Source organism: Synechococcus sp. CCY 0621 (genome assembly GCF_019038465.1).
In the GTDB taxonomy this organism is placed as follows: domain Bacteria; phylum Cyanobacteriota; class Cyanobacteriia; order PCC-6307; family Cyanobiaceae; genus Cyanobium.
Window position 1 is genome coordinate 1 of record NZ_JAFKRH010000026.1, and the last position, 17,335, is coordinate 17,335.

The window sequence follows — 17,335 nt, forward strand, 5'->3', positions numbered from 1 at the left end:
ACATCGTGGCTGCCCACGGTTACTTCGGTCGCCTGATCTTCCAGTACGCCTCGTTCAACAACAGCCGCAGCCTCCACTTCTTCCTGGCGGCCTGGCCTGTGATCGGCATCTGGTTCACCGCCCTGGGCGTGAGCACGATGGCCTTCAACCTGAACGGCTTCAACTTCAACCAGTCGATCCTTGACGGTCAGGGCCGGGTGATCAACACCTGGGCCGACGTGCTCAACCGTGCCGGCCTGGGCATGGAAGTGATGCACGAGCGCAATGCGCACAACTTCCCGCTCGACCTGGCGGCTGCCAGCGCTACTCCTGTGGCCCTGACCGCCCCGGCCATCGGCTGATCCGGTTCCCCCGGTTTCCCTGGAATCCCCCTGACCGTCTGATCCTGGTCTGTCCTTGATCACTTTGAACCCCCTGCCTGTGCAGGGGGTTTTTTGTGGGCTTCAGGCGCCGGCCCAGATGTCTGGCAGGCTCGAAGGCAGCGAACGCCAGCTCCCCTGACAGCGCCTGAACCCAAGGCCCCAGCCGTCAGCAACGACACCTACGTGCTGGGCAACGATGCCGTGGAACTGGACCGGCTCCGTCTGCAGCACGACCTGTGGGGCCCCATCCTGCAGGCCGCCCTCGCGCGGGCCGCGCTCAGCCCCGGGGAACGGGTGATCGACCTGGGCGCAGGCCCGGGGTTCGTGGCCGTGGATCTGGCCAGGATCGTGGGCCCCACCGGCCAGGTGCTGGCCCTGGAGCAGAACCCGACCTACGTGAGCCATGGCCAGCAGCTGGCGCAGGACGCGGGCCTGGTCCAGCTGGAGATGCGTGGCCATGACCTGCTCCGCGATCCCCTGCCCGCCGGCGCCTTCGACCTGGTCTGGTGCCGCTGGGTGGCGATGTTCCTGCCAGAGGTCGAACCCCTGCTCGATCCGTTGCCGCGCTGTCTGGCCAGGGGCGGCCAGGTGCTGTTCCACGAATACGTCCACTGGGACACCTTTGGCCTCCACCCCCACGGCCACGCCATCGCCCGCTTCAGCCGGGCCGTGCAACGCAGCTTCCGCCAGGCCGGCGGTGACCCCGACATCAGCCGCCGGCTGCCCTCCCTGCTCGCCGCCAGGGGGTTCGTGATCGAGGATCTGCGGCCGCTGCCGGTGCTGGGGCGGGCGGGCGAAAGGCCGGCCCGCTGGCTGGAGATGTTCGTGACGCTGTACGGCTCCAAGCTCCAGGCCCTGGGGCTCTGGAGCCCGGAAGAAGCCGAGGCGGCCAGGCGGGAGATGGCGGCGAGCCGGGCCGATCCCGGCAGTTTCTGGGTGGGCCCCATCATCCTGGAGGTCAGGGCCCGACGGTCCTGAACCGTTCACCGCACCCGCTTCGTAGTCTCGCGCCAGTCACAGGACGCCATGGGCAGCAGCTTCGGCCACCTCTTCCGCATCAGCACCTTCGGTGAATCCCACGGCGGTGGCGTGGGCGTGATCATCGATGGCTGCCCGCCGCGGTTGTCGCTCGATCTGGAGGCCATCCAGGCGGAGCTCGACCGCCGCAAACCTGGCCAGAGCAAGATCACCACCCCACGCAAAGAAGACGATCGGGTCGAGGTTCTCAGCGGCCTCCTCGATGGCGTCACCCTCGGCACGCCGATCGCCATGGTGGTGCGCAACAAGGACCAGCGCCCCCAGGACTACAGGGAGATGGAGGTGGCCTTCCGCCCCTCCCACGCCGACGCCACCTACCAGGCCAAGTACGGCATCCAGGCCCGCAGCGGCGGCGGACGCGCCTCGGCCCGGGAGACCATCGGCCGGGTGGCCGCCGGCGCCATCGCCAAGCAGCTGCTGGCCCGGGCCGCCGGCACCGAGGTGATCGCCTGGGTGCGCCGGATCCACGACATCGAGGCCGCCGTGGATCCGGCCATGGTGACCCTGGAGGCGGTGGAGAGCACCATCGTGCGCTGTCCGGATCCGGCCGTCGCCGCGCGGATGATCGAGCGCATCGAGGCGATCGGGCGGGAGGGGGATTCCTGCGGCGGGGTGATCGAGTGCCTGGTGCGGCGGCCGCCGGTGGGTCTGGGCATGCCGGTGTTCGACAAGCTGGAGGCGGATCTGGCCAAGGCGCTGATGTCCCTGCCGGCCACCAAGGGCTTCGAGGTCGGCTCCGGCTTCGGCGGCACCCTGCTGCGCGGCAGCGAGCACAACGATGCTTTCCTGCCCAGCGAGGACGGCCGCCTGCGCACCGCCACCAACAACTCGGGCGGCATCCAGGGGGGCATCAGCAACGGCGAGGAGATCCGGCTGCGGGTGGCCTTCAAACCCACCGCCACGATCCGCAAGGAGCAGCAGACCATCGACGCCTCCGGCGCCGCCACCACCCTGGCGGCCAAGGGCCGCCACGATCCCTGTGTGCTGCCGCGGGCCGTGCCGATGGTGGAAGCGATGGTGGCCCTGGTGCTGGCGGATCACCTGCTGCGCCAGCAGGGCCAGTGCAGCCTCTGGTGACGGGCTGATCAGGGCCGCGTTGGCAGGGCGGCCAGAAGCTGCCGCAGCGGGTCTGTGGCGAAGGGGGCCGCCGCCGGCCCCTGGGCGCTGCCCACCAGCGACGCCCCCAGGGCGACGGCATCAACCCCCGCCTCCAGCCAGGGGAGGACATCACTCGGCTTCAGGCCCCCGGCGGCGATGCAGAAGGGCAGCGGCGCGCCCAGGGGATCCCGCAGCCGCCGCCAGTAGCCGATGCCCACCGTGGTGGCGGGGAACAGCTTGACGACGGAACAGCCCAGGGACCGGGCCCGGTTCACCTCGGTGGGTGACATCACACCAGGGACGAGGGTGAAGCCCGCAGCCGCCGACCTCGCCAGCAGGCGGCTGTCGAGGATGGGGGAGACGCCGTAGGCAAAACCAGCCTCCAGCACCGCCTCCAGGGCCGCTTGGCTGCAGATCGAGGCCGCCCCCAGACGCAGTTCCGGGAAGCTGGCAATCAGCTGCTGGCACTGGGCGATCCAGTCGGCGCCGGGGCCCCAGGCGATCTCAATGTGCCGCACCCCCAGATCACGCAGCTTATCGAGTTGGGGAACCAACAGGGACGGCTGCCAATGGCGAAGCACCACCAGCAGGGGCTGGTGGTGCAGGGAGGCGATCAGGGTGTGGCTGGGAGGCCTAGACGTAGGCCGCCACCGTGACGTTGCGGGAGATCAGCAGCTCCTGGAGCTCCTCGGCATCCACCGTCTCCTTCTCGACGAGGATCTCGGCCAGCTCATCGAGCACAGCCCTGTTGGCGAGCAGCACATCGGTGGCGCGGCGATAGGCATCCGCCACCAGCTGGGACACCTCCTCATCGATGGCGGCGGCGGTGTCCTCGGAGAAATCGCGCTCGGCGGCGATGTCGCGACCGAGGAACATGCCGCCCTGGGCACGGCCCAGGGCCACCGGACCGAGGCGGTCGCTCATGCCGAAGCGGGTCACCATCTGGCGCGCGACGCGGGCGACCTGCTGGAGGTCGTTGGAGGCCCCGGTGGTGACTTCATCTTCGCCGTAGACGATTTCCTCGGCGACGCGGCCACCCAGGGCGACGGCCATCTGGTTCTGCAGGTAGGAACGGGAGTACAGGCCCGACTCCATCCGCTCTTCGCTGGGGGTGAAGAAGGTGAGACCTCCGGCCTGGCCACGGGGAATGATGCTGATCTTCTGGACGGGGTCGTAATCGGGCATCAGGGCCCCGACCAGGGCGTGGCCGGACTCGTGGTAGGCCACCAGGCGCTTGCGGCGCTCGCTCATCACCCGATCCTTCTTCTCGGGGCCGGCCATGACCCGCTCGATGGCGTCATTGACCTCATCCATGGACACTTCGGTCAGCTGGCGCCGGGCCGCAAGAATGGCCGCTTCGTTGAGCAGGTTGGCCAGGTCGGCCCCAGTGAAGCCGGGGGTGCGGCGGGCCACCTTGTCGAGGTCCACATCCTTGGCGAGGGTCTTGCCGCGGGCATGGACGCCGAGGATCTGCAGCCGGCCGGCGTAGTCGGGGCGATCGACCACCACCTGGCGGTCGAAACGGCCCGGCCGCATCAGGGCCGAATCGAGCACGTCGGGGCGGTTGGTGGCCGCCACGATGATGATGCCGGTGTTGCCCTCGAAGCCGTCCATCTCGGTGAGCAGCTGGTTGAGGGTCTGCTCGCGTTCGTCGTTGCCACCGCCGAGGCCAGCGCCACGCTGGCGGCCCACGGCGTCGATCTCATCGATGAAGACGATGCAGGGGGCGTTCTTCTTGGCCTGCTCGAACAGGTCGCGCACGCGGCTGGCGCCGACGCCCACGAACATCTCGACGAACTCCGAACCGGAGATCGAGAAGAAGGGCACGCCCGCCTCACCGGCCACGGCCTTGGCCAGCAGGGTCTTGCCGGTGCCGGGGGGGCCCACCAGCAGCACACCCTTGGGGATCTTGGCGCCGACGGCGGTGAAGCGATCGGGGTTCTTGAGGAAGTCGACCACCTCGGTGAGTTCGAGCTTGGCGCCCTCGATACCGGCCACATCACCAAAGGTGACCTGGGTCTGGGGTTCCATCTGCACCCGCGCCTTGCTCTTGCCGAAGTTCATCGCCGGGTTGCCGCCACCGCCCTGGGCGCGCCGCAACAGGAAGAACAGGCCGCCAAGCAGCAGCAGCGGAAAGATCAGGCTGCCGATCGCCTGCTGCCAGGCCGCCGGCTCCCGGTTGGGCTGCACGGCGATATCGACGTTGTGGTCGGTGAGCAGCTTGAGCAGGTCCTTGTCGGGGGCGAGGTTCACCACGGCGCGCTGGCCGTCGTTCTCGACCACCTGGGCGGTGCCGCGGTCGGGGGAGATCAGAACCCGGGAGATCTCGTTGGCCTGCACGGCCTCGACGAAATCGCTGTAACGCAGGGTGCGGGGGACCCGGGCCGGGTCAGGACGCTCCAGGAAGGCGGTGCCTACCGCGATCATCACGATCACCAGGAGCACGTAGAGCCCTGCGTTGCGCCAGCGTTTCTTCACGGCCCTGTCTCCTGGATGAGGATGAAAGTAACAGAATGTTAAACGGTGTCCGGTGCTGGACGGGGCTCAGGCTGCGGCCCTGAGCACCTCCACCACGCTACGGAAGGCGAACCATTCTGGGATCTCTTCGCCGCCGCGCAGCATCTGGCGGAACTGGGTGCCGCTCAACTTACGGATGTGCAGCCCCCGGGCCTGGGCGTGCTCGGCGGTGACGTAGCCCTCCTCCTCGGTGTACACGAGGTTGAGCGACGGCACGGTTTCCATGCCCAGTTCGGTGGCCTGGTCGCGGGCGAAGTCCTGGGCCTCGTAGGGGCCATAGAAATCCTCCCCGGTCAGGGACGATTTGCAGCCCGCCATGTCGCGGCCAATGATGAAGTGGGTGCAGCCGTAGTTCTTGCGGATGATCATGTGCTGCAGGGCCTCCCGCGGGCCGGCCATGTGCATCGCATAGGGGAGGTAGGCCCAGCGGATGCGTGGGTTGGCCACCTCAGCCGCCAGGCGCTCATAGGTGGCGAAGCGCACCTCACCGGCGATGTCGTCCTCCTGGGTGGGGCCGCAGGTGGGGTGGACCAGCACCGCCGCGCCCTTGCTCACGTTGGGGGCCTCGAGGGCGCGCGTGAACAGTTCGTAGTGGGCCCGGTGGATGGGGTTGCGGCACTGGAAGGCCACCACGTCCTCGCCCGCCGGCAGGGTGGCGCGCACCTCGGCGGGGGTGCTGCAGGGGAACACCCTCTCGGGCAGGGCCAGACCCTGGAGGCGTCCGCCCAGGTAGTAGCGGCCCCGCTCGGTGGCGATCATGCGCACCGCCGGGTGCTCCAAAGAGGTGGTGCCGTAGCAGCCCTTGGCCTCGACCACCTTGTCCGGCTCCCAGCGGCTCTCAACGGTGAGCACGGCCAGGTCCTGCCCCTGGTAGGTGAGCAGCAGCCGCTCGCCCACGGCGATGCTGCCGTCGTCGGTGTCGAAGACGATCGGCAGGCCGAACAGCAGACCGCTGGTGGTGCGGTGGCCCGCCACCACCGCCTCGTAGTCCTCCTGGTGCATGAAGCCGCGCAAGGGCGAGAAGCCACCCACGATCAGCAGCTCCACGTCGCAGGCGTTGCGGTGACTGCAGTCCACCACCCGGTCCACCGCGGCACGCACCCCGTCACGCTGGTCGGTCGGCACCATCAGATCGACGAGGCTGCCGCCATGGGGGGCGATCAGATCGGAGTGAGGGGCGGTATTGGCGAGCGTCATGGCGACGGGCCGGGGCGTCACAGGGGATTCGATCCATCCTCCCAGACCGGCGCTCGGCCATGAAAAAAGGGGCCCTCAGGCCCCTTCGCTGAACGGCTTGCGCGATCAGACCTGCTCGAGACGGCCGTAGAGCTCGCCGGTGATCTTGACGTCGACGACGGCCTTGGTGCCCATGTCGGTGTCGGAGGGCTGGATGGCGGTGAACACCCCGGCGAACTCCCCGGTGCTGGGATCCACCTTGGTGATCGAGAGGTCCATGGTGCCGGTGCCATCCACGTAGCGCTTGACGGTTTCCCCGGTGAACTCATCACCGGCGGGCACCAGACCCACGGCGCTGCTGTAGCCGGTGGTGAGGCCCCGGCCCTTGGGATCGAGGAAGTTGCTGGTGCGGTAGCTGGGGGCGCGGTACTTGCCCTTCAGATCGGTGCTGGTGGAGAACGACGTGCCATCGGAGGAGGCCAACAGCTCCTTGCTGGAGAAGGTGAAGGGCACCTCCTCTCCACCGGGCAGCAGCACGGTGATCGGCTGGAAGTCGATGCCACCGAGCTCCTTGAAGCTGAGGCCGCCCGCTGTCACGGAGAGGTCGCCATAGACCTGATCAAGGCTGGAGGTGAAGCGGGTGAGGATCTTGCCGGCGACGAACTGGGCCTCCTGGCGCTTGTTGGCGGGCTCCCCCTTCACGAAGACCTCGGAGGGGTGCATGCAGATCTCCTTCAGCTGGTAACGGGCCGACGGATCCAGGGAGATCGTGCCGCGGGCGGAATCGGGCAGGGTCGGGCAGTCGTTGGCCAGCCCGGTGTTGTGGATGTCTTCGTAGGTGAGATTGGCCCGATCAACGGCCTTGGCCCCGCCGCTGCATGCGGACACCAGGGTCAGGCACAGAGCCAGCACGAGGGCCAGCAGGGGACGGAAACGCATGGGGAGAAGCCGCAGAGACGGAACGGGAACTGGGCTGGCCGGGATCCTACCGGTGCAAAACACCCATTCCAGGCGGCTTGCGTGGGCTCTCAACAACCTGTATGAGAGGACGATGTCCCTGAGCCGCACCCACCCGATCGACGACTCCACGCCCTTGGCGCCGCCGTCCCCAGCACAGGCCGCCCCCGACCTCCAGGAGCCCCTCGACGCCCTGCTCCGGATCGCCGAACAGCGCGCCCAGGAGCCCGAAGCCCTGCTTGACCTGCTGCGTCGCATCGAACACCTGCACCGCAGCATCCAGGACGGCCCCTTCCGCAACAGCCTCCCCAGCGACCGCAACGGCCTGTTCACCCTGCTCTCCGAGATGGAAAGCAGCGGCGGCTGGCCCTACATCCCGCGGTTGCAGCTGCGCACGTTCATGGATCTGCTGTCGCCTGAACCGGAGCCCTGAGCGCCATCGCCTCGGCCAGCGCCGACAGCAGTTCGTGGGCCAGGGCCAGTTTGCCCGTGGGGCCGAAGTGGCGCTGCCGCTCCCTGGGGCCGAGCAGCCAGCCCTCGTTGCTGGCGGCCCCGAACCCCGCATCGGCGCGATCGATCGGATTGGCGAACAGCAGGTCGCAGCCTTTGCGGGCGAACTTGGCCTGTGCCTCCTGCAGCAGTTCGCCGCTCTGGGCCGCGAACCCCAGGATCGCCTGAGCCGGCGGACGGCGTTGCACCAGGCCCGCCAGCAGATCGGGCACCGCCTCCCATTCGCTGCGAAGCGCCTCCGCCATGGCCTGCTTTGGGAGCTTGGCGGCCAGCGGGGTGCGGCGGCGGTGGTCGGCGACGGCGGCGGCCATGGCGATGGCATCGGCACCGCCCTGCAGCCGCTCCAGTGCCGCTTCCATCTCGGCCGCCGTGACGACGGGGTGGCCGTGCAGGCCCTCCAGCCAGGCCGGATCGACTGCCAGAGGGCCATGCACCAGGTCGACGCTGGCGCCGCGCAGTCGGGCGGCCTGGGCCAGCAGCACGCCCATGCGGCCCGTGCTGGGGTTGGTGAGGCAGCGGGCCGGATCCAGGGCCTCCCGGGTGGGGCCGGCACTCACCAGCAGGCGGCGCCCCCGCCAGTCGCGGCGGCAGCCGGCCACCAGCAGCGATTCCAGGGCCAGCAGCAGCAGCTCCGGGGCGGCCATGCGGCCATCGCCGACCCGGTCGCAGGCCAGCAGGCCACTGCCCGGCTCCAGGGGCAGCACCCGCTCCCAGCCCTGCAGCTCCCGCCAGTTGCGGCGCACCGACGGGGCGGCCCACATGGCGCTGTTCATGGCCGGGGCGGCCAGCACGGGGGCCTCGCAGGCGATCAGGGTGCTGGCCAGCAGGGTGTCGGCCAGGCCATGCACCCAGCGGGCCAGGCTGGTGGCACTGAGGGGAGCCAGCAGCACCACCTCGGCCCACTCGGCCAGCTCGATGTGCAGGGGCCGGGCCGCCCGGTGGCTCCACTGGTCGGACTCGACGTGGCAGGGGGCACGGCTGAGGCTGGCCAGGGCCACGGCGCTCACCAGCCGCTCGGCGCTGGGGCTGAGCACGCAGCGCACCAGGGCGCCCCGCTGCACGAGAGCGCTGACCACCAGGGGCAGCTTGACCGCCGCGATACTGCCGCTGATCAGGACCAGCACCCGCCGCCCGGCGAGCGGATCGCTGGGGCCCTCAAGGGAGACCGGCTGGGTCTCACTCCTCATCGAAGGGTTCCTGATCCACCAGGTGGACGTAGGGCTGGATCAGGTCGGGTCGGTGGATCGCCAGGGCCCGCAGCAGGTGCCAGTCGGCGAGGCCTGCGAACGGTGTCGGGTAGTCGTCCTCCTCGAGGCGACGGGCCAGTTCGGCGATGGACGCGTCGTCGAAGGCCGCGAGCTGCTCGGGGGTGATGGACAGACTGGAATCAACCAAGGGGGCGGCCGGGAAGGGGGACGGGATGGTGATAATGGCGATCGAAGGGGAATTAGCTCAGCTGGTAGAGCGCTGCGATCGCACCGCAGAGGTCAGGGGTTCGAGTCCCCTATTCTCCATCCACCATTCTGGCCGCAGGCAGGGGTCCCCCAAGCCCGGACGTGATCGCCGGCCAGCACCAGACCCCCATGCCCGCAGCGATGAACTGGAGCAGCGACGCGGAAACCAGCCTCAAGGAGATTCCCTTCGTGGTGCGGCCGATCATTCGCCGGCGGATCGAATCCATGGCCCGCGACGCCGGCCTGGATGGTGTGGATCTGGCCTTCTACGAGCAGGCCAAGGAGCGTTTCGGACGGAAGTGAGACGGCGATGGGGTAAAAGAGGGGGTTGATCAGGGGCCCGCTCGATGTCGCAGTCCAAACGAGAACAGGTTGTCAGTCATCTGCGCTACATCCGACAGGAGCTGCGGGAGATGCACCAGGGCGTGATGGAAGATGGCCTGCTGCCCGAGGCCGGCGAGGTGCGGGGTGTGATGGCCCAGATGGAGGCGCTGCTGGAGTTGCTGGAGGGCAAGGGCTCTCGCAAGAAGGACGGGGACGGTTGAAGCGCGACGTCTGAGACCGACCACCCCGGCCGTCAAGCCCCCGCAGGGACGCTCCGGTCAGCGGCTGCCCCCCCTTGCCCGAGCCCGAAGAGCTTGGTTTGCTGGTGTCGTCCCCATCACCCGCCCGGGCCTTGGCCTCGGGCTTTTTTATTGGTATCCCCTATCGGTGGGGGGAAAATGCTGTCAAGACGCCAGAGATGGTGTAGACAAGAGGTCGCAGGGTTTGGGCCGGGTGATGGGGATCACCGCCAGCGGCTTTTCACCCTTGGGTGTTGAGCCCCCTGCTCCCCCTTCTCAACAGCGGCAGGTTTCCACCATTGCCTCCCCGCTTCCAGCAGACCCGATTCCAGCAGCGCATCACCCAGTCGGGCAATCTGCTGGAGGCCTGGGCGCAGAATCCCTGGCGGCGCCTTTCCCTGCTGCTGATTGTGCTGCTGAGCGGATTCGTGGTCGGCGGCGGCATCGGCTCGATCACCGGCGCCCTGTCCCTGTTTGATCCCCTCGGGGCCCTGGTCTGTGTGCTGGCCATCGAGCTGGCGGCCCGTCTGCGCAGAAAGCTGCTGCGCCAGCCCCTGAAACTGCGGCTGCAGGTGCTCGACATGGCCCGCATGGGGCTGCTCTACGGCCTGCTGCTGGATGGCTTCAAGCTGCTCTGAGAGGTGCCGCTGACGGCGCTCAGGTGGCGGCGAGCAGATACAGCAAGGCCATGCGGGTCGGGATGCCGTTGCGGACCTGTTCCTCCACCAGACAGCGGCCGGCATCATCCAGCAGCTCGCCGGCGATCTCCACCCCCCGGTTCACCGGGCCGGGGTGCAGCACCGGCACCCCGTCGCCGCAGAGGGCGAGGCGCCGGTGGCTGAGGCCGTACTGGCGGTGATAGGTGTCCAGGCTGGTGAGCAGGTGCTGCTGCATCCGCTCCTTCTGCAGGCGCAGGGTCATCACCGCATCGGCCCCGGGCAGGGCCTGCTCCAGCCGGCGCTCCACTTTCACCCGGCCCCGGGTGACCACCGGATCGGCAGCCTGCCCCGGCGGCGGCGCCAGGATGAAGTCGGCGAAGCAGTCGGGCAGCAGGGTCGGCGGACCGCAGAGCACCACATCGGCGCCGCAGGCGGTGAGGGCCCAGAGGTTGGAGCGGGCCACCCGGGAATGGAGCACGTCGCCGACGATGACGATGCGGCGGCCCCGCAGGCTCTCGGGGGTGGGGGCCTCGGGGGAGAAATGACGCGCCAGGGTGAAGAGGTCAAGCAGGCCCTGGCTGGGATGGCTGTGCAGGCCATCACCGGCGTTGAGCACGGACACCCGCTCGCCACAGCGATCCAGGTCGCGGGCCAGGCTGTGGGGCACACCGGTGCAGCGGTGGCGCACCACCAGGATGTCGGCCCCCATCGCCACGTAGGTGCGGGCGGTGTCCAGCAGGCTTTCCCCCTTGCTGAGGGAACTGGAGGACGGGGAAAAGCTCTGCACCTCGGCCGACAGCCGCTTGGCCGCCAGTTCGAAGCTGGTGCGGGTGCGGGTGCTGGGCTCGAAGAACAGGCTGGTCATCAGCCGGCCCTGCAGGGCGGGCAACCGGCGCGCACCGGCCACGGGCAGGGCCCGAAAGCGCTGGGCCAGTTCCAGAACGGTGGCGAAGTCTGCGACCGAAAAGGACGCCAGGTCGAGCACGTGGCGGTGACTCCAGCCGCTCAAGGCGTCCTGCTCCCATCGAACGTTCCAACCGTAGAGGCCAGCACGGCCGCCAACCCATCGAGGCGGGGGGTGCGATCGCCCCGGGCCCGCCGGCTGACACTGCGGCTGGCGCGCAGGTACCAGCGCCAGGGCAGCTCCTGCCCCTGGGACACGCCGATGCGCTGGGTCTGCAGCACCCCCGCCTCGCCAGCCTCTGCCGCCAGCTCAGGCGGCCGGGGCGCCAGCCAGAGGCCGGAAGCCGGTGCGGCCAGCAGGCCGTCGTGGCCGCGGTCGAGGCCGAAACGGCGGGCCAGCAGGCCCGGCCCGGCGGCCGTCCGCTCCGGCTCCCCCGGCAGGGCGGCCGCCCGCAGCAGCACGCCATTGGCCCAGTCGCGCCGGCCGGTGACGACGTTGACGCAGTGATACACCCCGTAGGTGAGATACACGTAGAAGCGGCCGGGCTCGCCGAAGAGGGTGTCGTTGCTGGGGCTGCGGCGGCGGTGGCCATGGCAGGCGGGCTCCGATTGGCAGTAGGCCTCGGTCTCGACGATCACGCCCGCCAGCAGTGCCCCATCGGGCTGGCGTTTCAGCAGCAGGCAGCCGAGCAGCTCGGGGGCCACCACCTCGGCGGGGCGGGCAAAGAAGCGCGGGGGGAGGGCGGGGACGGCCTCGCGGACGTTCACGGGCGGCGACGCGGGGGAATGGTGCGGGGAAGCGGACCCAGAAGGCCCGAGGGGGGCAGGCCCGGCGCGGCGGGGCCACACTGGCGGCAGTCCTGACCTGTCAGGCTCCCGCCGATCAACGCTTCCCGCATGGAAACCGCCAGCTTCAACCTCGGCACCGTCCTGCTGGCCGTCAGCGGCCTGTTCGTGCTGACCACCCTGTTCTTCGGCACCAAGGGCGGCTACTACGACACCGACGACTACGACGGCAACGGCACCGCCCACTGATCACTGCCCACTGAATCCGGCGGGCTGATCAGGGACGCCCGAGCCGCTCGGCCTCGGGACAGTCGCCGGTGGTGGGCAGGTCGTCGGCATCGGCGGAGAGGCTCACCGAGGCCAGCCGGGTGCTGACGGCCCCGATTGAGGCGAGGCGGACGCTCTCCTCCCAGCTGTGGCGCTCGTCACCGTCTTCCTCGTCGAAGCGGAGGGTGACCAGATCGCCCTCGATCTCCACCACCAGAGCCCGCTCGATCCAGCGCTGCTGGTCGAGCAGATAGACCCAGACCGGCCGCTGCTCCAGGCGAAATCGGTCGAGCTTGCGATGCAGCATCGTGACGCCGCGGATAGGGTCGATCCTAGGCAGCACGGCGCCGGCCGCCATGTTCACCATGACCCGATCCATGCCCAGCACCGCCCCAGGCCCCAGCACGGTTCCGGGCCCCGTCGCCGGCAGCGAGGCGATCCGGCTGCAGCTGCGCAGCTGGCCCGAGGTGGAGGCCTACCTGGCCCACTGCCGTGGGGTGATCGTGCCGCTGGGCTCCACCGAGCAGCACGGGCCCACCGGCGCCATCGGCACCGACGCCCTCACCGCCGAAGCGGTGGCCCTGGAGGTGGGACGTCGCACGGGCGTGCTGGTGACGCCCGCCCAGGCCTTCGGCATGGCCGAGCACCATCTGGGCTTCGCCGGCACCATCAGCCTGCAGCCCTCCACCCTGCTGGCGGTCCTCCATGACGTGGTGCTTTCCCTGGCGCGCCACGGCTTCGAGCGCATCTACGTGATCAACGGCCACGGCGGCAACATCGCCACGGCCCGGGCCGCGTTCGCCCAGGCCTACGGCACGGCCGCGGCCAGGGGCCTGCCGGGGGCCGAGCGGCTGCGCTGCCGTCTGGCCAACTGGTTCACCGCCGGCCCGGTGATGCGGGAGGCCCGCGATCGCTACGGCGAGCGGGAGGGGCACCATGCGACCCCCAGCGAGATCGCCCTCACCCTGCACCTGGAGCCGAGCCTCTTGGCCAAGCAGCGGCCCCTGCCCGAGGCGGCGCCGGCCGGGCCGATCCACGGCCCCGAGGACTTCCGCCGCCGCCATCCCGATGGCCGCATGGGCTCCGACCCCTTCCTGGCCACGGCCGACGACGGCGCCCGCTTCCTGGAGCTGGCGGCCGCGGCCCTGAGTGAGGACCTGGCCGCTTTCCTGGGGCCGGAAGGGGACGGCGGCTAGGTTCGGGTTCGGATGTGTGGACGGACGATGGGACGGATCTCAGAAGAGGACGTGCGCAAGGTGGCCCACCTGGCCCGCCTGGCCCTGCCGGAAGAGCGCATCGCCACCTACACCGGCCAACTCGAGCGGATCCTCGACTACGTGGCCCATCTGGAGCAGGTGGACACCGAAGGGGTGCCCCCCACCACCCGGGCGGTGGAGGTGGTGAACGTGACCCGCCCCGACGCGGTGGACCCCACCCCGGTACGGGAAGAACTGCTCTCGCTAGCTCCCCAGCGGGAAGGCGATTTCTTCCGGGTGCCCCGGATCCTGGGGGACTAGCGAACGGGTGAGACGGCGGTGCGGTGCAACAGCTCCAGCACCCGCCGGCGGGCATGGCGGGTGGGCATCAGCCTGACGATGGGCCGCAGGCGGCTGCGGCGCTTCTTGTGGGAGCGCACGCCAAGGAAGATGTCGTAAAGGAAGTTGAGGCTGTCGGTGCGGCTCTCGAACAGTCCCAGCCGCTGGGGGGAACCCTTGGCATCAAGAATCGGCTTGGTGGCGTGATACGCAGGCTGGTATTCAAACCAGGGGATCGACGGCCAGAGGTGGTGAATCAGGTGATAGTTCTGGCCCATGATCAGCCAGTTCATCAGCCTGCTGGGGTAGACGCGGGCGTTGTGCCAGCGGTTGCGGGACTGGAAGGGGCGATGGGGCAGATAGTCGAAGAACAGGCCCAGGGTGACCCCCACCATCAGGGCCGGGGCGAACCAGCAGTTGAACACGAACGGCAGGAAGTTGTGGCGGGCGGCCGCCACAACAATCAGCACGAAGATGGTGCGGGCCAGGACCCACTCAAACAGTTCGTTGTGGCGCCAGAGGCGATGTTTGAAGAAAAAGACTTCGTGATAGAAAAATCGCGGCGCGATCAGCCACAGGGGCCCGAAGGTGCTGACGATGTGATCGGGATCGAGCTTGGGATCGTTGACGTGGGCGTGGTGCTGCAGGTGCACCCGTGTGAACACCGGGAAGCTGAAGCCCAGCAGCAGGGCGGCGCCGTGGCCCATCACCGCGTTCCAGAAGCGGTGGGGATGGGCGGCGTTGTGGCAGGCGTCGTGGATCACCGTGCCTTCCAGGTGCAGGGCCAGGAAGCCCAGGGCCAGCAGGGGCGGCAGGGGCCAGCCGCCAACGAACCAGCCCCAGATCGTCAGGGCCGCCAGGCCATAGCCGGCCAGAAACAGGCCCACCGTGGGGTTCCAGGCGGCAGGGGGATCGAGGTACTCCCTCGGAACGCTGCGCCGAGGCACGGCCGTGGTCGCGGCCAGGGTGGCGGACGAGGGTGCCAGCGTGTCGGTCATGACCTGGGCCAGGTCTGGAGTCCCGAGGGAGGACCCAGATTACGGAACCCGCCCCATCGGCGCGACAGCACCATCACGGCTGATTTGGGGCAACCGGCAGGGTGCGCAGGTTGGCGGTGACATCCACCAGGGGGAACTCCGTGTCGCCCCAGCCATCGGGGGGCAGCAGCGACGGGGCGCTCGGGCTCGGGCCGACGGCGACACCAGCGGTAAAGGCGCCGTCGGTCCAGGCCAGCAGCAGCCCCCGCAGGGCCCCGCCGCCCTCCTCGTAGGAGGAGCGCAGGTTGAAGTGGTCGCCATCTTTGGCCAGCACCAGCCGGTGGCCGCCGCCCACGTTGCGTGCCTCCAGCGCCATGGGCCGCAGGGCCTCGGGCCCGGAGGGCACCACCCAGTCGCGGCTGCCGCTCACCACCAGTGCCCGGGCGGTCATGGTGCGGGCTGAGCCCTGGTCGAACAGCAGCGACATCGGCGGACTGACCGCTACCACCGCCTTGACGCGGGGATCAGCCAGGCCGGCCTGGTCGGCGGAGGTGAGGAAACTGCACTGCAGCACCCAGCTGATGTTGCGTTCCGGATTGGTGACGTCCTTGCAGAAGCGGTTGAGCAGGCCCGCGCTGGGTCGGGCCCCGGCCAGCTGCAGCACCGTTGTGGCGCCATAGGACTGGCCCATCGCCACGACGTTGTCGGTGCGCAGGCCCGCCGGCAAGGCCAGGCTGCCCGCCGCGGCCGCATCGATCACCGCGCTCATGTCCATGGGCCGCAGCCTCAGGTCATCCGGGCTGGGGGGCGGCATCTGGCCGGAGAGCATGGCCTGCTGCTGTGAGCGGTCGCTGCCGGGGTGACGGGGCAGCAGCACCGTGTAGCCATGGCTGGCCAGGTGCCGGCCCCAGCCCTCGAAGCTTTCCGGGTCGTCCCAGAGGCCATGGGAGATCAGCACCAGGCGGCCATTGGAGCCCGTTTCCGGCTGGATCGTGACCACCTGCAGGGGCTTGGGGCGGTGCTGGACGGGGATCGCCAGCTCCTGGCGCTTCACCGCCAGCGGGCCCGTCTGGCTGAGGGCCGGGTTGATCGCGGCGGCGGGCAGGGACGTCACCAGGGAGTTGCCCAGACGTTGCTGCCTGGTGACGCGATCAATGGCAAGGACCACCCGCTGCAGATCCACCGAAGCGCTCTTGCCGGGCATGGCTTCGAGCACGTCCAGCAGGTTGAGGCTGCCCTTCGCCTGGCTGGCGGCCAGCGAAGCGGCCAACCCCTGGCTGTCGATCGGCTGGGTAACCCCCTCCACCAGCACCACCGAAGAGAGCAGCAGCAGCACCTGGTTGACCAGGGGCGACCCGACCGACTGCTCGGCGAAGGCCTTCAGCGGCAGGGGCAGGGGGGTCTGGAAAGCCTCGACCAGCCTCTGGCCGATCGCCCCATCGGTGGCCCGGTCGAGCTCGGCAAGATCGCTGTCGCCGGAGAGCAGTTTGCGCTGATCCCTGAGCTCGCTGAGCTGGATCGTGAACGGGGTATCGATCAGGGGAAGGATCATCTGGATCTGCTCCAGCGCCTGGCCAGGCGCCCCCGCCAGCAGCGACCCAGCGCCCAGGAGCAGCGCCGTGAGCTGGCGGAGTGGGCTCTTCATGCTTCGGTTCCTGATGGTGGTCAGCGTAGGTGTGCCACCCAAACGACACCCCTGGGATGGCCTGGATCGCTCATCGATGCCCACCGGGGGACTTGAACCCCCACGACCTGAGCCACTGGAACCTAAATCCAGCGCGTCTACCAATTCCGCCAGGTGGGCGCTGAGCAACTCTAAGCAGCGGCGCCGTCGCCATCTGAACGAAGCAGCCCCAGCGTCACCGCCCAGAATGGACAGAGATGTTGTCCTGGCCATGCTTGCCACCCTCGGAGGCTCCCTGGCCCTGCTGTTCGGGCTGCTGCTGCTGCTGCTGCCGCTGCTGGCCTCCGAGCTGAGTCGGGCCCGGGACTCGGTCTGGGGGGCGGTGGTGCTGCTGCTGGGCCTGGTGCTGGTCACCAGCGCCGAACGGCTCACAGGCGCGCCGATGCTGGCGGTGCTCTGCGGCGGCCTGCTGATCGGCCGGCTCGGGGTGGAAGTGGGCCAGGGCCGCTGGCGGCTGCTGACGGAGGAGGAACGCCAGCGGCTGTGGTCGGTGGAGCGCTGGCAGACCAGCCTGAGCCAGATCGGCGCCTCCCTCGGCCGCCTGCTGCAACTGGCCAGCGGCGTGGTGGGCGGGCTGGGCTCCTGGCTGGCGGAACGGCGCACGGCCCGCCCCGCCAGCACCAAGAAATGGGTGCGGCCCGAAGCCAAGGTGCCAGAAGTGGAGGAGCCGGTGGAGCCTGGCGACGATCCCGTCGTGGTCAGCGGCTTCGAGGAGATCGACGCCCTGCTGGAGCAGGCGGTGCCGGAAGCCCCGCCCGAGCCGGCGACGCCGGAGCCGGGGGAGGGTCTCGGCGAAGCGGGATAATCCAGCCTTCTCGCGCCCCGGCGACGTGACGGCAAGCCCGGCGT

The 17,335-nt window shown here is 69.5% G+C and carries 21 protein-coding genes, 2 tRNA genes and 1 pseudogene; 12 read left to right on the top strand and 12 right to left on the bottom strand.

Annotation, left to right across the window (positions count from 1 at the left end; translation table 11 throughout):
- The 3 genes and pseudogenes from KUG43_RS08070 to aroC form a co-directional block, all read left to right on the top strand.
- Positions 1 to 341 (top strand): annotated as a pseudogene (locus tag KUG43_RS08070) (photosystem II q(b) protein); the annotation flags it as partial.
- Positions 342 to 563: 222 nt separating this feature from the next.
- Positions 564 to 1,340: a methyltransferase domain-containing protein gene (locus KUG43_RS08075; protein ID WP_353617971.1), complete on the top strand. Its 777-nt coding sequence runs from the start codon at positions 564 to 566 to the stop codon at positions 1,338 to 1,340.
- Between the two features lie 48 nt (positions 1,341 to 1,388).
- Positions 1,389 to 2,477, top strand: a complete 1,089-nt coding sequence (aroC, locus tag KUG43_RS08080) for a chorismate synthase (protein ID WP_216907919.1) — start codon at positions 1,389 to 1,391, stop codon at positions 2,475 to 2,477.
- Positions 2,478 to 2,485: 8 nt separating this feature from the next.
- On the opposite strand, the gene KUG43_RS08085 is transcribed toward aroC, so the two are convergent.
- From KUG43_RS08085 to psbO, 4 genes are all read right to left on the bottom strand, one after another.
- Positions 2,486 to 3,115, bottom strand: a complete 630-nt coding sequence (locus KUG43_RS08085; protein ID WP_216908093.1) for a bifunctional 4-hydroxy-2-oxoglutarate aldolase/2-dehydro-3-deoxy-phosphogluconate aldolase — start codon at positions 3,113 to 3,115, stop codon at positions 2,486 to 2,488.
- 16 nt (positions 3,116 to 3,131) lie between these two features.
- Positions 3,132 to 4,976, bottom strand: coding sequence for an ATP-dependent zinc metalloprotease FtsH3 (ftsH3, locus tag KUG43_RS08090; protein WP_216907921.1), 1,845 nt, complete (start codon positions 4,974 to 4,976; stop codon positions 3,132 to 3,134).
- 66 nt (positions 4,977 to 5,042) lie between these two features.
- Entirely contained in the window at positions 5,043 to 6,212 is a 1,170-nt protein-coding gene (gene sat, locus KUG43_RS08095; RefSeq protein WP_216907923.1) for a sulfate adenylyltransferase, read from the bottom strand.
- A gap of 105 nt (positions 6,213 to 6,317) precedes the next feature.
- Positions 6,318 to 7,130, bottom strand: a complete 813-nt coding sequence (gene psbO, locus KUG43_RS08100) for a photosystem II manganese-stabilizing polypeptide (RefSeq protein ID WP_216907925.1) — start codon at positions 7,128 to 7,130, stop codon at positions 6,318 to 6,320.
- Positions 7,131 to 7,242: 112 nt separating this feature from the next.
- On the opposite strand from psbO, the gene KUG43_RS08105 reads away from it, so the two are divergent.
- Positions 7,243 to 7,581: a hypothetical protein gene (locus tag KUG43_RS08105; RefSeq protein ID WP_216907927.1), complete on the top strand. Its 339-nt coding sequence runs from the start codon at positions 7,243 to 7,245 to the stop codon at positions 7,579 to 7,581.
- Here KUG43_RS08105 and coaBC read toward each other — a convergent pair.
- Both coaBC and isiD read right to left on the bottom strand, forming a co-directional pair.
- A complete protein-coding gene (gene coaBC, locus KUG43_RS08110; protein ID WP_216907929.1) occupies positions 7,547 to 8,845 on the bottom strand; it encodes a bifunctional phosphopantothenoylcysteine decarboxylase/phosphopantothenate--cysteine ligase CoaBC in 1,299 nt (432 codons plus the stop codon). The two genes, KUG43_RS08105 and coaBC, sit on opposite strands and share 35 nt — an antisense overlap.
- Positions 8,835 to 9,053 (bottom strand): protein IsiD, encoded by a 219-nt coding sequence (isiD, locus tag KUG43_RS08115; RefSeq protein ID WP_216907931.1) that lies wholly within the window; start codon positions 9,051 to 9,053, stop codon positions 8,835 to 8,837. Before isiD ends, coaBC begins: the two co-directional genes overlap by 11 nt.
- A 46-nt stretch (positions 9,054 to 9,099) precedes the next feature.
- Here isiD and KUG43_RS08120 point away from each other — a divergent pair.
- From KUG43_RS08120 to KUG43_RS08135, 4 genes are all read left to right on the top strand, one after another.
- A tRNA-Ala gene (locus tag KUG43_RS08120) sits at positions 9,100 to 9,172 on the top strand.
- A gap of 69 nt (positions 9,173 to 9,241) precedes the next feature.
- Positions 9,242 to 9,415: a PCP reductase family protein gene (locus KUG43_RS08125; protein ID WP_502988589.1), complete on the top strand. Its 174-nt coding sequence runs from the start codon at positions 9,242 to 9,244 to the stop codon at positions 9,413 to 9,415.
- 44 nt (positions 9,416 to 9,459) lie between these two features.
- Positions 9,460 to 9,657: a DUF8635 family protein gene (locus tag KUG43_RS08130; protein ID WP_015109473.1), complete on the top strand. Its 198-nt coding sequence runs from the start codon at positions 9,460 to 9,462 to the stop codon at positions 9,655 to 9,657.
- 269 nt (positions 9,658 to 9,926) lie between these two features.
- Positions 9,927 to 10,313, top strand: a complete 387-nt coding sequence (locus KUG43_RS08135) for a DUF565 domain-containing protein (protein ID WP_216907933.1) — start codon at positions 9,927 to 9,929, stop codon at positions 10,311 to 10,313.
- 19 nt (positions 10,314 to 10,332) lie between these two features.
- On the opposite strand, the gene KUG43_RS08140 is transcribed toward KUG43_RS08135, so the two are convergent.
- Positions 10,333 to 11,343: an aspartate carbamoyltransferase catalytic subunit gene (locus KUG43_RS08140; RefSeq protein ID WP_216907935.1), complete on the bottom strand. Its 1,011-nt coding sequence runs from the start codon at positions 11,341 to 11,343 to the stop codon at positions 10,333 to 10,335.
- Positions 11,340 to 12,005 (bottom strand): DNA-3-methyladenine glycosylase, encoded by a 666-nt coding sequence (locus KUG43_RS08145; protein WP_216907936.1) that lies wholly within the window; start codon positions 12,003 to 12,005, stop codon positions 11,340 to 11,342. The genes KUG43_RS08140 and KUG43_RS08145 overlap by 4 nt, the downstream gene beginning before the upstream one ends.
- A 129-nt stretch (positions 12,006 to 12,134) precedes the next feature.
- Between KUG43_RS08145 and KUG43_RS08150 the strand changes: the two genes are divergently transcribed.
- Entirely contained in the window at positions 12,135 to 12,272 is a 138-nt protein-coding gene (locus KUG43_RS08150) for a DUF8629 family protein (protein ID WP_015109478.1), read from the top strand.
- Between the two features lie 28 nt (positions 12,273 to 12,300).
- On the opposite strand, the gene KUG43_RS08155 is transcribed toward KUG43_RS08150, so the two are convergent.
- Positions 12,301 to 12,669, bottom strand: a complete 369-nt coding sequence (locus tag KUG43_RS08155) for a DUF6679 family protein (protein ID WP_502988590.1) — start codon at positions 12,667 to 12,669, stop codon at positions 12,301 to 12,303.
- Here KUG43_RS08155 and KUG43_RS08160 point away from each other — a divergent pair.
- On the top strand, positions 12,668 to 13,486 hold the full coding sequence (locus KUG43_RS08160; protein WP_216907938.1) for a creatininase family protein: 819 nt from the start codon (positions 12,668 to 12,670) through the stop codon (positions 13,484 to 13,486). The two genes, KUG43_RS08155 and KUG43_RS08160, sit on opposite strands and share 2 nt — an antisense overlap.
- 27 nt (positions 13,487 to 13,513) lie before the next feature.
- Entirely contained in the window at positions 13,514 to 13,807 is a 294-nt protein-coding gene (gatC, locus tag KUG43_RS08165) for an Asp-tRNA(Asn)/Glu-tRNA(Gln) amidotransferase subunit GatC (protein ID WP_216907940.1), read from the top strand.
- Here the strand turns inward: gatC and crtR are convergent.
- The 3 genes from crtR to KUG43_RS08180 form a co-directional block, all read right to left on the bottom strand.
- On the bottom strand, positions 13,804 to 14,823 hold the full coding sequence (crtR, locus tag KUG43_RS08170) for a beta-carotene hydroxylase (protein WP_216907942.1): 1,020 nt from the start codon (positions 14,821 to 14,823) through the stop codon (positions 13,804 to 13,806). The two genes, gatC and crtR, sit on opposite strands and share 4 nt — an antisense overlap.
- A gap of 73 nt (positions 14,824 to 14,896) precedes the next feature.
- Positions 14,897 to 16,447 carry an alpha/beta hydrolase family protein gene (locus KUG43_RS08175; RefSeq protein ID WP_216907944.1) on the bottom strand — a complete coding sequence of 517 codons (1,551 nt, stop codon included), beginning with the start codon at positions 16,445 to 16,447 and terminating at the stop codon, positions 14,897 to 14,899.
- A gap of 77 nt (positions 16,448 to 16,524) precedes the next feature.
- Positions 16,525 to 16,606: transfer RNA gene (locus KUG43_RS08180), tRNA-Leu, on the bottom strand.
- 91 nt (positions 16,607 to 16,697) lie between these two features.
- On the opposite strand from KUG43_RS08180, the gene KUG43_RS08185 reads away from it, so the two are divergent.
- The gene (locus KUG43_RS08185) at positions 16,698 to 17,291 is read left to right on the top strand and encodes a Ycf66 family protein (protein WP_216907946.1); all 594 of its coding nucleotides are present in this window, start codon (positions 16,698 to 16,700) and stop codon (positions 17,289 to 17,291) included.
- The last annotated feature ends 44 nt before the right edge of the window (positions 17,292 to 17,335 follow it).

Coding starts and splice junctions, on each gene's coding strand:
- aroC (WP_216907919.1), top strand. CDS start 1,389: ATGGGCAGCAGCTTCGGCCACCTCTTCCGCATCAGCACCTTCGGTGAA.
- sat (WP_216907923.1), bottom strand. CDS start 6,212: ATGACGCTCGCCAATACCGCCCCTCACTCCGATCTGATCGCCCCCCAT.
- psbO (WP_216907925.1), bottom strand. CDS start 7,130: ATGCGTTTCCGTCCCCTGCTGGCCCTCGTGCTGGCTCTGTGCCTGACC.
- KUG43_RS08105 (WP_216907927.1), top strand. CDS start 7,243: ATGTCCCTGAGCCGCACCCACCCGATCGACGACTCCACGCCCTTGGCG.
- coaBC (WP_216907929.1), bottom strand. CDS start 8,845: ATGAGGAGTGAGACCCAGCCGGTCTCCCTTGAGGGCCCCAGCGATCCG.
- KUG43_RS08125 (WP_502988589.1), top strand. CDS start 9,242: ATGCCCGCAGCGATGAACTGGAGCAGCGACGCGGAAACCAGCCTCAAG.
- KUG43_RS08130 (WP_015109473.1), top strand. CDS start 9,460: ATGTCGCAGTCCAAACGAGAACAGGTTGTCAGTCATCTGCGCTACATC.
- KUG43_RS08150 (WP_015109478.1), top strand. CDS start 12,135: ATGGAAACCGCCAGCTTCAACCTCGGCACCGTCCTGCTGGCCGTCAGC.
- KUG43_RS08160 (WP_216907938.1), top strand. CDS start 12,668: ATGCCCAGCACCGCCCCAGGCCCCAGCACGGTTCCGGGCCCCGTCGCC.
- KUG43_RS08155 (WP_502988590.1), bottom strand. CDS start 12,669: ATGGATCGGGTCATGGTGAACATGGCGGCCGGCGCCGTGCTGCCTAGG.
- gatC (WP_216907940.1), top strand. CDS start 13,514: ATGGGACGGATCTCAGAAGAGGACGTGCGCAAGGTGGCCCACCTGGCC.
- crtR (WP_216907942.1), bottom strand. CDS start 14,823: ATGACCGACACGCTGGCACCCTCGTCCGCCACCCTGGCCGCGACCACG.
- KUG43_RS08175 (WP_216907944.1), bottom strand. CDS start 16,447: ATGAAGAGCCCACTCCGCCAGCTCACGGCGCTGCTCCTGGGCGCTGGG.
- KUG43_RS08185 (WP_216907946.1), top strand. CDS start 16,698: ATGCTTGCCACCCTCGGAGGCTCCCTGGCCCTGCTGTTCGGGCTGCTG.